13 protein-coding genes and 1 pseudogene are annotated in these 13,158 nt (G+C 59.3%); 4 read left to right on the forward strand and 10 right to left on the reverse strand.

What is annotated here, in order from left to right; all coding sequences use genetic code 11:
- Positions 1-15: 15 nt before the first annotated feature.
- The 9 genes from L972_RS09750 to L972_RS09790 all read right to left on the reverse strand — a co-directional run bounded on the left by L972_RS09750 (position 16) and on the right by L972_RS09790 (position 8,150).
- Entirely contained in the window at positions 16-483 is a 468-nt protein-coding gene (locus L972_RS09750) for a glycine zipper 2TM domain-containing protein (protein ID WP_005340126.1), read from the reverse strand.
- Between the two features lie 97 nt (positions 484-580).
- Positions 581-1,078 carry a GNAT family N-acetyltransferase gene (locus L972_RS09755; RefSeq protein ID WP_005340127.1) on the reverse strand — a complete coding sequence of 166 codons (498 nt, stop codon included), beginning with the start codon at positions 1,076-1,078 and terminating at the stop codon, positions 581-583.
- Between the two features lie 112 nt (positions 1,079-1,190).
- The gene (locus tag L972_RS09760) at positions 1,191-1,595 is read right to left on the reverse strand and encodes a nitrous oxide-stimulated promoter family protein (RefSeq protein ID WP_005356534.1); all 405 of its coding nucleotides are present in this window, start codon (positions 1,593-1,595) and stop codon (positions 1,191-1,193) included.
- A gap of 87 nt (positions 1,596-1,682) precedes the next feature.
- The gene (locus L972_RS09765; protein ID WP_047437868.1) at positions 1,683-3,485 is read right to left on the reverse strand and encodes an aminopeptidase P family protein; all 1,803 of its coding nucleotides are present in this window, start codon (positions 3,483-3,485) and stop codon (positions 1,683-1,685) included.
- 33 nt (positions 3,486-3,518) lie between these two features.
- Positions 3,519-4,184 carry a GntR family transcriptional regulator gene (locus tag L972_RS09770; protein WP_005340138.1) on the reverse strand — a complete coding sequence of 222 codons (666 nt, stop codon included), beginning with the start codon at positions 4,182-4,184 and terminating at the stop codon, positions 3,519-3,521.
- A gap of 193 nt (positions 4,185-4,377) precedes the next feature.
- Positions 4,378-6,003: a phosphoenolpyruvate carboxykinase (ATP) gene (pckA, locus tag L972_RS09775; protein WP_005340139.1), complete on the reverse strand. Its 1,626-nt coding sequence runs from the start codon at positions 6,001-6,003 to the stop codon at positions 4,378-4,380.
- Positions 6,004-6,152: 149 nt separating this feature from the next.
- Entirely contained in the window at positions 6,153-7,037 is an 885-nt protein-coding gene (gene hslO, locus L972_RS09780) for an Hsp33 family molecular chaperone HslO (RefSeq protein WP_005340140.1), read from the reverse strand.
- A 77-nt stretch (positions 7,038-7,114) separates the two neighbouring features.
- Complete coding sequence (gene hslR / locus L972_RS09785; protein ID WP_005340141.1) at positions 7,115-7,513, reverse strand: ribosome-associated heat shock protein Hsp15; 399 nt, start codon at positions 7,511-7,513, stop codon at positions 7,115-7,117.
- 256 nt (positions 7,514-7,769) lie between these two features.
- Positions 7,770-8,150 (reverse strand): hypothetical protein, encoded by a 381-nt coding sequence (locus L972_RS09790; protein WP_005340143.1) that lies wholly within the window; start codon positions 8,148-8,150, stop codon positions 7,770-7,772.
- 185 nt (positions 8,151-8,335) lie between these two features.
- On the opposite strand from L972_RS09790, the gene L972_RS09795 reads away from it, so the two are divergent.
- From L972_RS09795 to L972_RS21420, 3 genes and pseudogenes are all read left to right on the forward strand, one after another.
- On the forward strand, positions 8,336-9,724 hold the full coding sequence (locus L972_RS09795; RefSeq protein ID WP_047437871.1) for a bifunctional NUDIX hydrolase/phosphatase PAP2 family protein: 1,389 nt from the start codon (positions 8,336-8,338) through the stop codon (positions 9,722-9,724).
- Positions 9,721-10,806 (forward strand): AI-2E family transporter YdiK, encoded by a 1,086-nt coding sequence (gene ydiK / locus L972_RS09800; RefSeq protein WP_047437873.1) that lies wholly within the window; start codon positions 9,721-9,723, stop codon positions 10,804-10,806. Before L972_RS09795 ends, ydiK begins: the two co-directional genes overlap by 4 nt.
- 270 nt (positions 10,807-11,076) lie before the next feature.
- A pseudogene (locus L972_RS21420) lies at positions 11,077-11,244 on the forward strand (AI-2E family transporter YdiK); the annotation flags it as partial.
- A gap of 285 nt (positions 11,245-11,529) precedes the next feature.
- Here the strand turns inward: L972_RS21420 and L972_RS21425 are convergent.
- The gene (locus L972_RS21425) at positions 11,530-11,988 is read right to left on the reverse strand and encodes a hypothetical protein (RefSeq protein ID WP_136501606.1); all 459 of its coding nucleotides are present in this window, start codon (positions 11,986-11,988) and stop codon (positions 11,530-11,532) included.
- A 446-nt stretch (positions 11,989-12,434) separates the two neighbouring features.
- Here L972_RS21425 and L972_RS21855 point away from each other — a divergent pair.
- Positions 12,435-13,158, forward strand: a 724-nt coding sequence (locus L972_RS21855; protein WP_047437925.1) for a GAF domain-containing protein, incomplete at its 3' end; no start/stop codon positions are given.

Consider the following 13,158-nt stretch of genomic DNA (forward strand, 5'->3'; position numbering starts at 1 on the left):
CCTGAATTCACACGCTTAATTCACGACGGCCACGTTGATGCTGCCGTTACCCTGGGTCATGCGCACGCGAGCACCCGGGGTGAAGGTGGGGCTGGCTTTCTGCACGACCACGATGGCTTCGCCGTTCTCTTTCTTGATCTCCAGCTCGACGCCGTCGACCTGATTCATCTTGTTGCCGATGGCGTTACCTGCCGCTGCACCGGCGATGGCGCCGCCTGCGGCTGCGATGTCGCGTCCGGTGCCGCCACCGACTGTGCTGCCCAGCAGGCCACCGACTACGGCGCCGCCAATGGTGCCAATCAGGGAGTTCTCATCGGCCTGGATCTTCACCGGGCGGGTGGAGATGATGGTGCCGTAGCTGACGGTCTGCACCTGTTTGGCGCGGTCTTTGGTGTAAACATCGCCAGAGTAAACGTCACTGTTGGCGCATCCGGTGATGGTGGTTGCTGCCAGCAGGGCAATAAGGGTCATACGCTTCAACATGGTGGGCCTCCTGGGCTGCACGTAATTTGAACAATCCGGTTGATGAGTGAACTTTACTCCAACCCCGTCACACATGAAATCGGCAAAATGTAACCAATTATGCGTTCTGTAACCGGTTTTGTCCTTGAATCGCAGCTGTACCGGAGAGGGTTTTAACCAGCAGCAGACGGTCTTCTCCGGGGCCGAAATAGTCGGCTACTTCCGCCTGCAATGTGTAACCGAGCCGGTAGTAGAGGCGCTGGGCCGGATTGGCCGGATCGACCGTGAGCCGCAGTTCGCTGATCTGCAGCGCCTGCTGGTTGGCCTCCATCTGGCGCATCATTCGCTCGGCCAGACCAAAACCGCGCGCCTCGGGCAGTACCGCCAGCGAGAGTACCCAGCCTTGCGACCGCTCCTGACCGAATCCCCCCAGCACATACCCCACCAGCTGCCCCTCGTATTCGGCCACCAACAACAACTCGGGCCACAAATCCATCGCCTGACGGAAGAAGAAGGCGGGATAGACATCTTCGCCAAACACCTTGGCATCGATCTGCCAGATGGCGTGCATGTCATTGTGGGTAGCGGTGCGTAGCAGGGGCGGGTTGTGGTGCATCAGAACTCCATTGGCAGCAAACGGATCGGCAACGCCGCTGACCTTGGGGTCAACGGCAAAAAAGGAGTCATAGGGTAGTGGTCATCCCCTGCCGGATGCAAGGGATTGGCGGTTATGGCGGCAGGGGGCGGCTCTGGGGCAGTTTGGGGGCTTTGCGCAAGCCGTCGAGCAGGTGGCGGAGGGTGAGCCAGGGGTGGCGCAGCAACATGCGCGGGCCGCTCCACTTCATCACCTGCTGGATCTGTTTGCGCATCGCCGGGGCGTAGCAGTGGATATTGCAGTTGGCACAGGTGGGTTTGTGGCCGTGGCCATAACGGCAGCGACGCAGGCGCTGATGGGCGAAATCCCGCAACTGGCGACAGTGGCGGCAATGGGGATCCTGATGATGGTGCTGGCAGTAGAGGCGGATCATGGCGCTGACCGTCTGCTGCTCGCGCATGAGTCTGGGATGGTCACTCGCCTTTTTGCTGGCTGCGGCGTGTGAGCCCCGGGCTGGGCTGGCATGATGACTTTTCATGGCCGCCATTCTCCTGACCTGCTCGCTTTGGGTGTTGATACAGGTCAAAAGGGGGGATAAAAAACAGGGCCCGCAGGCCCTGTGTCATCAGATGAGGCTGGTTGCCTGCTCCAGCCAGGCGAGATCCTCGCCCTCGAGCAGCGGGCTCAGGCGGCGGAACACCTCGACATGGTATTCGTTGATCCAGCGGAATTCGGCCGGGCTCAGCAGGCTGCGGTCGATCAGGCGGGTATCGAACGGCACGTAGGTCAGACGCTCGAAGCCCAGCATCGGCAGCTCGCCAACCTGTTCCAGCTCGGTCACCACTACCAGGTTTTCGCAACGGATGCCGAAGCCATCTTCACGGTAGTAGCCCGGCTCGTTGGAGAGCACCATGCCCGGTTGCAGGGCGACCATGCTCCCTTTCGGCGCGATGCGCTGGGGCCCTTCGTGGACACTCAGGAAGTGGCCGACGCCGTGACCGGTGCCATGGTCATAGTTGTAACCGGCCTGCCACAGCGGCATGCGGGCCAGCACGTCGAGCTGGATACCGGCGGTGCCACGGGGGAAGCGGGCCTGATCCAGCGCGATATGGCCCTGCAGTACCCGGGTAAACATCGCCTTCTGCTCGTCGCTCACCTCACCCACCTTGATGGTGCGGGTGATGTCGGTGGTGCCATCCATATACTGGGCGCCGGAGTCCAGCAGATAGAGGCTGTCCTGGCCAAACGCGCGCGGGGTGCCGTTGGTGTGGTGGTAGTGGCACATGGCGGCGTTGGGGCCTAGCGCGGAGATGGTGTCGAAGCTCGGCTCGACGTAGTGCTCCTGCTCGCGGCGGAACGCTTCCACCTGATCGGCCAGGGTGCCTTCATTCACCCCCTCGAACTCGCCGGAGGCGACCAGCCGATCCAGCCAGGCGAGGAAGCGGGTCATGGCCACGCCATCGCGCAGGTGAGCGGCACGCATGCCGGTCAGCTCGATCTCGTTCTTGCACGCTTTCGGCAGCATGGTCGGGTCTTGCCCTGCCACCAGAATTGCGCCCGCCTCTTCCATGACGAGCTGGGTCCAGGCGTTGGCGCTGTCCGGATCGGCCAGCACCTTCTGCTGATCTTCACCGATGCGTTGCAGCACGTCGCCCAGCTTGTCGATTGGGTAGACGGAGACATCCTGCCCAACGTGTTGGGTAAAGGCGAAGCAGTCAATTTTGTCGGTATCGACGAAGAAATCCATGCTGGTGTTGGCGTAGAGCACAGCAAAGCCCAGCACCACCGGCAGCCGGTCGATGTCGCGGCCGCGCAGGTTGAGCAGCCAGTTGATGGGCTCGGCCTGGGTCAGCAGCACCGCATCCAGCCCGCGCTTGCGCAGGTCTGCTGCCAGCTGTTCACGTTTGGACTGGCTGGACTGGCCCGCCAGCTCCTCGCTGTAGAGGATGACCGGGCTCTTGGTCGGCTCCGGGCGATCGCTCCAGTTCAGGTCGATGGGGTTCTGCTCGACGCGGATCAGCTCGATACCGCGATCAGCCAGCACGGCCTTGGCATTCTTGTACCAGGTCAGGCTGTGCAGGCGGGCATCGAAGCCGACCCGGGAGCCTGACGGCAGCTGTTCGGCCAGCCACTGCACATGAGGATTTTCAATGAGGTGGAGGAATTCGAACAGTTCGGCGGGAGTTTGCATCCGCGCCTGCACCGTATAGCGACCATCGACAAAGAGGGCTGCCCGCTGGGCCATGATGATGGCGACCCCGGCAGAGCCGTTGAAACCGGTGATCCAGTCAAGCCGCTCGGCATAGGCGGGGATGTACTCGCCGAGGTGCTCATCATCGTGGGGGACGATAAAGGCGTCCAACTCCTGCATGGCCAGCTCGGCCCTGACTTGGGCGACGCGGGTTTCAATTATCTCGAAATTATTCATGTCGTTAGTGCCAGATGGTTGCTATATGAGTGTTCAGTTTTTATGGCCGCTGGCCAGGATCCGCTTGATCGACTGACCCGCCGCTTCGATATGTTGCCTGAGCAGCACCACCGCCTCGTGCTTGCGCCGGGCGCGGCACAGTTCCAGCAATTGGGCGTGTTCACGCTCCGCCTTGTCCACCCCGTCGCTGGCAAACAGCAGCTCGAAGCGGACATAGCGGTCACAGCTCAGATTGATCTGGGCGATCAGTTCAAGTGCCTGGGGGCGACCGGCTGCCTGATAGAGGGTGGCGTGAAAGCTGTGGTTCAACTCGGCCCAATGTTCGATCTGGGTGCCTGACTCCAGGGCGTGATCAAACTGGGCGAGGATCGCCTCCGCTTGTGCGAAGGTGGCTTCCGTCATCTTGTCGACGGCGTGAAACAGGGTATCGGCTTCCAGCAGCGCTCGCAAATAAAAGAGCTCTTCAATGGCCGAGGCGTCCAGCATGGTGACCACGGCGCCGCGATGGGCTTCGAACTTCACCAGCCCCTGCGCTTCCAGCTGCATCAGGGCTTCGCGCACCGGAATGCGGCTCACGGCCAGCTCTTTGGCAATGGCATCCTGACGCAAGGGGGCGCCAGCGGGGAACTCCCCACGGAGGATCCGGCCACGGAGGTTTTCCATCACCATCTGGGTTCGGGTCTTGTAGGGTGGGGTCATGGTCGGGTCACGATTGGGCGTTACAGAATTGTATATTGTATAAAGTTTGGCTGAATCTAACCTGTCACAACAGGCAAAGGCAAGGTTTTGGCCCCTTTAACGGGAGCGATGGCGGCGTTCGGCGCTCCACAAAAACAAAAATGCCGGTCAGCGTGGCTGACCAGCATGATGTCACTGATACGAAGCGAGCCTGTTACAGCTGCGGGCCTGCCGCAACCAGACGTTTGCCTTCATCGTTATCGGTGAAGCGCTCGAAGTTCTTGATGAAGCGCCCTGCCAGATCGACGGCCTTGGCATCCCACTCGGCCTTGTCGGCGTAAGTGTCGCGCGGGTCGAGGATCGCCGGGTTCACATCGTGCAGCGCGGTCGGGATCTCCAGATTGAAGATCGGCAGCACCTTGGTCTCGGCCTTCTCGATGGAGCCATCCAGGATGGCATCGATGATGGCGCGGGTATCCTTGATGGAGATGCGCTTGCCGGTGCCGTTCCAGCCGGTGTTGACCAGATAGGCTTCTGCACCTGCCGCTTCCATCCGTTTCACCAGCTCCTGACCGTACTTGGTCGGGTGCAGGGAGAGGAAGGCTGCGCCAAAGCAGGAGGAGAAGGTTGGAGTCGGCTCTGTGATGCCGCGCTCGGTACCGGCCAGTTTGGCGGTGAAGCCAGACAGGAAGTGGTACTTGGTCTGCTCCTTGGTCAGCTTGGAGACCGGGGGCAGCACGCCGAAGGCGTCGGCAGTCAGGAAGATCACCTTGGTGGCGTGACCTGCCTTGGATACCGGCTTGACGATGTTGTCGATGTGATAGATGGGGTAGGAGACGCGGGTGTTCTCGGTCTTGGAGCCATCATCGAAGTCGATGGTACCATCGGCAGCAACGGTCACGTTCTCCAGCAGCGCATCGCGACGGATGGCGTGGTAGATGTCCGGCTCAGCCTCTTCGGAGAGCTTGATGGTCTTGGCGTAGCAGCCCCCTTCGAAGTTGAACACGCCGTGGTCATCCCAGCCATGCTCGTCATCGCCGATCAGCTGACGCTTGGGATCGGTGGAGAGGGTGGTCTTGCCGGTGCCGGAGAGGCCGAAGAAGATGGCGACATCGCCGTCCTGACCCACGTTGGCGGAGCAGTGCATGGAGGCAATGCCGCGCAGGGGCAGGAAGTAGTTCATCATGGAGAACATGCCCTTCTTCATCTCGCCACCGTACCAGGTGCCACCGATGAGCTGCATCTTCTCGGTCATGTTGAAGGCAACAAAGTTCTCGGAGTTGAGACCCTGCTCCTTCCAGTTCGGGTTGGTGCACTTGGCACCGTTCATCACCACGAAGTCAGGCTTGAAGGTTTTCAGCTCTTCATCGCTCGGGCGGATGAACATGTTTTTCACGAAGTGTGCCTGCCAGGCCACCTCGGTGATGATGCGCACGGCCAGGCGGGTATCCGGGTTGGCACCGCAGAAACCGTCGACTACAAACAGGCGCTTGCCGGAGAGCTGTTTGGTGACCAGCCCTTTCAGATGTGACCACACTTCCGGGGTAATGGCTTTGTTATCGTTTTTACCCTGGTCAGACCACCACACAGTATCCTGGGTAGTGGCATCTTTGACGATATATTTATCTTTCGGGGAGCGACCGGTGAAGATACCGGTGTTTACGTTGACGGCGCCCAGCTCGGTCACCACACCGCGCTCGAACCCTTCCAGGTCAGGGCGTGTCTCTTCGGCGAAAAGCTGCTCGTAAGAGGGGTTGCGAACGATTTCTTGGCTGTTTTTGATGCCGTACTGGTCCAGTCCTAATTGTTGGGCCAGGGTGGGTTCTGCCACGATTGTCATTGTATTCTCCTGGGTTCAGAGGTTGGTAGGGTTCTATCTGACGGTCATCCTATCACTTAGGTGGTAGAGTTTAGCGATCGCCATCAAACTTTATAAAATAGGGTATTTTTTTGTTATTAAAGTTAAAGGCGGGTTTTGCCCGCCTTTAATTAGTGTAACTGGTTTGCATCATTGCCGGGAGCCCTGCTGAACAGGGTTTCGACATCGATCCCATTAAATTGGTACTGGGCGCCGCAATAATCACAGTGCATGTCGATCTTGCCGAGCTCCTGCACCATCTCCATGACCTCTTCCTTTTCTATCTGCAGCAAGGCCCCTTCGCAGCGCTCGCGGGAGCAGGTGCAGCGGAACTCGACTGCCTGCGGATCGAACACCCGCACCTTGTCCTGATGGTAGAGACGGTAGAGGATCTCTTCTGCCTGCAGGCCGAACAGCTCTTCATCCTTGATGGTGCTGGTGAGCTGGGTCAGGTGATCGAAATCGTTGCTGTGATCCTCGCTCTGGGCGGGCAGCTCCTGCAGCATGATGCCGGCAGCGCGCGGCGCACCTTCGTGGTAGCCGGTGCGGATCCACAGCTTGGTGGCCAGCTGTTCGGAGCGGGCGAAGTAGTGCTCCAGGCAGCCTGCCAGGGTGTCGGCGTCCAGCGCGATGATGCCCTGATAGCGCTCGCCCTGCTCCGGGGTGATGGTGATGATCAGCTGGCCGTTGCCAATCAGGCTCTGCAGCTTGCCATCGCTCGGCAGCTCGCCTTCATAGCGGGCCACGCCGCGCAGCTGCTGGTTGTTGTCACCGTTGATCACGGCCAGACGCACCGGGCCATCGCCCTGCAGTTGCACTGTGATGGAGCCTTCAAACTTGAGGGTGGCGGTCAGCAGGCTGGTGGCGACCAGCAGCTCGCCCAGCAGTTTTTGCACCTGCACCGGGTAGTTCTGGGCTTCCACTACGTGGCGGTAGGTGTGATCCAGCTGGACCAGCTCGCCACGCACTTCGTACTCTTCAAACAGATAGCGATACAGCAGATCTTGGTTGCTCATCATGTATTCCTGGCTTTTCGGTGAGGTAAATCGGGCGGGCTGGGGTTGATGCCAGCCCGGTATCAAATCGGGGTCGGTCAGTACTGTTTGACCTTGAGCAACTGGCGTCGCTCCTGCTTGTCGGGGCGGCGCTCGGGGCTGGGGGCAAACTGGCTGTTGAAGCGGCGCGCCTCGCTGTTCTCGGCCCGTTTTTTCAGGCTCTCGGCGGTCTCTTCATAGAGCTGCTGGGCCAGCGGTGCCGATTTGCGCTGCTCGCTCAAGGCCAGCACCCGCACTTCGCGTTCGTCCTGCCCCTGCCAGAAGCGGATCAGTGCACCCACTTCCACCTGTTTGCCCGGTTTGCTGCGCTGACCATTGTAGTGCACCTTGCCCCCGTCTATCTGATCCCGCGCAATGGAGCGGGTCTTGTAGAAACGGGCTGCCCACAACCACTTGTCGAGACGAACCTCGAGGGCACTTTCTGCATGATTGGGCATGAACAGGCTCCATAACGGGGAAAAGAGGTGGTCGATTATACCAGAGCACGGGGTCGGGATAGAAACCGGGCCGCCGCCGCGCGGGGCGCAAACCATGTCAAGGTGATGCAACATATGGGCAGTTTGCTGATTCACAAGGGAAAGCCACTGCTTTATCAGGTATTCATGGGGGCTGGGAGGGGCCTTCATACCGCGCATATAAAGCTGCCGCCACGGTTGGGGGCGGCAGCGTTCACATCCGTTGACCACTGCTTAGTCAGAAGTGATCGTGCTGATCCGGCTTCTTCTGGTCGTGGGGGCCTTCGCTGTGGGCGATGGCGGTGCGGATCAGATCAACCCCGGCGCGGATAATCAGCACCCCCATGTTGACCAGCTTGACGCAGACCCACATGAAGGTGATGAGCAGGATCAGCTTGAGCACGGTCTGGAACGCTTCCAGGAAGTTCTGCTCCAGCTGGGCGGTCAGGCCGTTGGCGCTGGTCATCAGCCAGGTGTAGACCTCGCGCACGAACGGGATGCGGCTTGGCATCTCCAGCACATCCAGTGCGGCAGGGAGGGCCTGGAAGATGACGATGCTGCCGAACAGGATCAAAATGACACCGATGGCGATGCCGAGGAAAAAGCCGAACTGTCTCATGGAGGGCTCCAGCGTTTGCTGCATGAAATTGAAGATAGCCGCCAATAGTAGGGAGTGCCCTGCTTCATCGCAATCTTCCGTGCACCGCCAGCGCGGCGGGAACGGCGGCGATCCGGCCGCTACCGTTGCCCAACTATCTGATTTCTGGGAGGCTTGTCGCCATTGTGCATAGGGAAAGCAAATTGATGTCGAGAACCCTCTTTTTACTCTTGCTGGCGCTGTTTGCCGCTCTGCCAGCCCTGAGTGCCGAACCGGCTGGCCCAACGGCAGCGGCCTGCGCCATCCGCCATCAGGATCAACTACTGCTGGTGCAGGATCGCATCTCCTCCCGCTACAGCCTGAGCGGTGGCTATATAGATGGCGACGAGAGCCCGCAGCAGGCGGCGCTGCGCGAACTCTATGAAGAGACCGGCTTGCAGGGGGAGGTGGTGCAGGAGCTGGGTCGCTGGCAGCGGGCGCTTATCTTCGCCTGCCGCACTCTGGAACCCATCGTCGCCCAGCAAGATTCCGATTTTGTCTCGCTGCTGAAGGCTCCCAATCTGGGTGGGGAGATCCTCAATGCCCGTCTGATCGCCATCGACCAGCTCCCCCGCGAGCAGCGCCGCTTCCCGGATCAGCTCGACTGGCTGCAATCCCGACTGGATAAGGTGCCCGAGAGCGAGGTGCACTGGCAGGCCGATTTCGTGGCGCAGGGCAATGCGCTGCATCAGGCCGAGATCCCGCTGATGCTGCACCTGCAACAGTGGCTGGGGCCCGATGTCTGGTGGCTGTCGGTCAGCAATCTGTTTGGTTCAGGCGGCTTTCAGCTTGCCCTGATACCTTTGCTGCTTCCGCTGCTGGGGTGGTCGCGGCTGCGCCAGTTGCTGTTCGCCATGCTCTGGCTTGGCTTGCTGGTGCAGGCGAGCAAGGAGGGGATCGGCTGGCCGCGCCCCTTCCATCTGCAACCGCTGCTGGCGGCCCAGAGCGCGCAAGGCTTTGGCATGCCGAGCGGCCATACCGCTTCGGCCCTGCTGTTCTGGGGGGCGCTGCTTGGCTGGCTCTGGCCTGCCCGGCGGGGGCTGGCCTATTCGCTGGCCTTGCTGCTGGCGCTGACCACAGGTCTGGCGCGGGTATGGCTCGGGGTGCACTTTATCTCCGATGTGGCGGTTGGCCTGCTGATCGGCGCCTTGCTGCTGGCCGCGCGTCCCTACTGGCGGCTGGATCAGCGTTCATCCGTGTGGGGCTTGCTGATCGCTGCAGCACTGGTTTGCGCGGGCCTGACCCAGTCGGCCCATCTGGCCGGGATCGGGCTGGCGGCCCTCGGGATCTGGGTTGGCGGTTTGCTTACCCTGACCCGCGGCGGTTATCCCCCCATTGTGACTGGTGCGGTCACCCTGGTGGGGGGCGCGGTGATAGGGGCGGGGCTCTGGGCGCTGCCGCTGCTGACCAGCAGTTCGCTGGCCATACTGCTTGGTCAGTTTGTGCTCTTTTTCGGGCTGGGGCTCTGGTTGAGCGCTGGCCTCTGGTGGATACTCTCTTTCTTGAAATGCGACACTCGACCCAAGGGCAACGGCTCTGACAAGGGAACTCTATGAATGTGAAAAAAGTGGATTTGGCCAAGATAACCCTGGGGGTGCTGTTTCTCAGCATCCTGATTATCTCCTGTTTCTTGGTGTTGCAGCCCTTCCTGCCTGCGCTGGTGTGGGCCACCATGATCACCATCGCCACCTGGCCGCTGATGTTGATGGTGCAGCGCCTGTTGTGGGGCAAGCGCACCCTGGCGGCCCTCTTTATGACGCTGGTACTGCTGCTGATGTTTGTCATCCCGCTCTTTATGACGCTGGCCAATGTGGCGGAGAAGGCCCCCATGCTGATTGAGCTGGGTACCCATATCAGCCAGTCACCGCCGCCGGAGCTGCTCTGGCTGCAACAAATTCCGCTGGTGGGCGACAAGCTCTATGACTTCTGGCAGCAAATTCTGGCGAGCGGTGGTCAGGTGCTGTTTGCCAAGCTGGCCCCCTATTTCGGCCAGACCGCCCGCTGGCTGGCCTCTCAGGCCGGTAATCTGGGGCTGCTGTTTGTCCACTTCCTGCTGACGGTCGGTATCTGCGGTGTGCTCTATCACTCGGGTGAAGTAGTGGCGACCGGCATTCGCCGCTTCGCCCACCGGCTGGCGGGTCAGCGTGGTGATAACGCCACTGTGCTCGCTTCGCAGGCGATCCGTGCCGTAGCCATGGGGGTGGTAGTGACCGCGCTGGTGCAATCCTCGGTGGCCGGTGTCGGCCTGCTGATTGCCGGTATCCCCTACGCCATGGTGCTGGTGGTGGTGATGTTCCTGCTGATCGTTGCCCAGATCGGCCCCTTCCCGGTGCTGCTGGCCTGTATTGGTTACCTCTACTGGAGCGGCGACACCACCTGGGGCACCTTCCTGCTGGTGTGGTCACTGATTGCGGGCACCATGGACAACTTCCTGCGCCCCTTCCTGATCAAGCGGGGCGCCGACCTGCCGCTCATCCTCATTCTGGTGGGGGTAATCGGTGGCTTGCTGACCATGGGGATTATCGGTCTCTTTATCGGCCCGGTCGTGTTGGCGGTGGGCTACACCCTGCTGGATGCCTGGATCAAGGAAGATGACCAACCGGCGGCTGCTGCGGTTGAACCACCCAAGGCCCAATAACGATTCATTAAAAAGACGATTCGGTAACAAGACGATTCAGCCATTAATCGCTGATGCCAAGAGCCGCCCATAAGGGCGGCTCTTTGCTTTATTACCGTGCCATGTAGGTTCGATTAGCGAAGCGTAATCGGACGATCGAGATGCCGTTGTTCCGGTATTTCCGTGAATCAGCGGCATCTGGCAGAGGAGAAATATGGATGGCCGTTATAGCGGGGGGAATTGCTTTACGCGAACGTCCGATTACGCCTTGCGGCTAATCGAACCTACGGGCTGATCCTCATTCTGGTGGGGGTAATCGGTGGCTTGCTGACCATGGGGATTATCGGTCTCTTTATCGGCCCGGTCGTGTTGGCGGTGGGCTACACCCTGCTGGATGCCTGGATCAAGGAAGATGACCAACCGGCGACTGCCGCGGTTGAAGCGCCCAAGACCGAGTGACGACAAGACGATTCAGCCATCCATCGCTGATACCAAGAGCCGCCCATAAGGGCGGCTCTTTGGTTTTTGACGATCGAGATGCCGCTGTCTTGGTGTTTTCGTGAATCAGCGGCGTCTGGGCGTCTGTTAGAGGGGAGATATGTATAACCGTTATCGCGAGAGGAGCTATTTACGCGAACGTCCGATTACGCCTTACGGCTAATCGAACCTACGGTCTGAAAGGTGGGGGCCTAATGTCACGTTAGCGCCGCGCGTAGATAATCAGGCAGAAACTGGTGTGCTTGGTTATACATTTTCCTCTAGCTCTTTTAACCGTGCAGATAGTGCAGACTTACGCTCTTCTAAGTCGCCATTGTACTTATAAGCAGAAACTACATTTAACGCTTGAAGCAGGTAATAAATACTACCAATATAGCCAATTATGCCGAATATAGAGATAATGCTTCCTACAAAAAGCCCTAACACTAACCATAAAATAGCTCTTAAAAATGGTCTAGCCATTCTATATAAAATAGGCGCAGCATAATTAAGTTTTTCAATCCCTGCAGCCTCGGTCATTAGTATTTTCAAGAGTTCAGTTCGTATTTCAGATTTTTCACTCTCCTTGAATAAATGTGAAAGATAGCCTGTAATCTTTAAAGATATTTTTTGTAGTAAGACTAAAATCAACCAAAATAACCCAGAGCCTAGTGCCCCCTGGACTATTATTGGCCAAGCTTTAATTGCTGTAATAAGATCATTCAAAACATTCTCTCCATATTATTAATAAGAGTGGTTAGGTAAAAGGCGATTATTAATCCGTTAATAGTACATTATATATAAGTTTGGTTCTCCACGAAAAAATTTGAAATTACAACGTTACCGACCTGCATATGGTGCTGAACATATTCTCTAATTGTATTCCTTTGGCTCTGATTATTGCTGCTAAGCAAAATACACTTAAGGCGCGGCAATGGAAAGCGTCATTTGGTCTCCTTTTTTATAAACAAGTCAGTAGTGTGATCGGGGGCTATATATCAAAAAATCGAAGGAGTGCCGCGCCTTCTGTCACTGCCTCGGCCAGCAGTTTGCCGACGGTGAACCCGAGCGGGAGGATGACGGGGTTGCCACCCTCTGAGGCAGGTCACTGAATCGGGGGTGCTGGCGTGGTTAAATGGTCGGCTCACATCTTGCCGGATATTGCTGTGACCATGTCATCTGACCTTCAGCCGCTGCTCGCTTGGCCTGACTATCTGCAGGCATCCTGGCTGCGCTGCGCCCACCAGACCAGTGCCACCCTCTGGCATCCGCCCCACAGCGCCAAGGGGCAGACCTTGCAGAGCCTGCGCCAGCGCAAGCGCGACCTGCTCACCACCGGCGAGATGGCCCTCGAGGATCTCTACGAATTTATGGAGGGGCGCCCCTGCGCCCTGCTGCTCACCGACGAGAGCGGCTGCCTGCTGGCCCAGACCGGCCATCCCGACACCCTGCGCGAGCTGGCGGCGCTGGGGTTTGGCCCCGGCGCCTTCTTCAGCGAGGGGCGCATCGGCACCAATGCCATCAATCTGGCGGCGCTGGAGGGGGTGCCGCTCTGCGTCAGCGGCACCCAGCACTTCAACCAGACCCTCCACCCGTGGCACAGCTGCGCCAGCCCGGTCTACAACAGCAACGGCCGTCAGGTCGCCATCATTGCTCTGATCTGCAAGGTGGAGGAGGCGAGCGCCGGCGATCTGGCGCTCACCGTCAGCGCCGGGCGCGAGCTAGCCCATCTGCTGCAGATGGAGACCCTGATGCAGGAGTCCCAGCACCACCTGAGCGAGCTTTACGCCCTGCTCGATGGCATGGATGACGGTGTGCTGGCCTGGGATCCGCAGGGGCGGCTGCGCTACCTCAACGCGCTGGCGGCCAACCGGCTGCGGCTCGATCCCGCGCTTT

Source organism: Aeromonas sp. ZOR0001 (assembly GCF_000801015.1).
GTDB lineage: Bacteria > Pseudomonadota > Gammaproteobacteria > Enterobacterales > Aeromonadaceae > Aeromonas > Aeromonas veronii.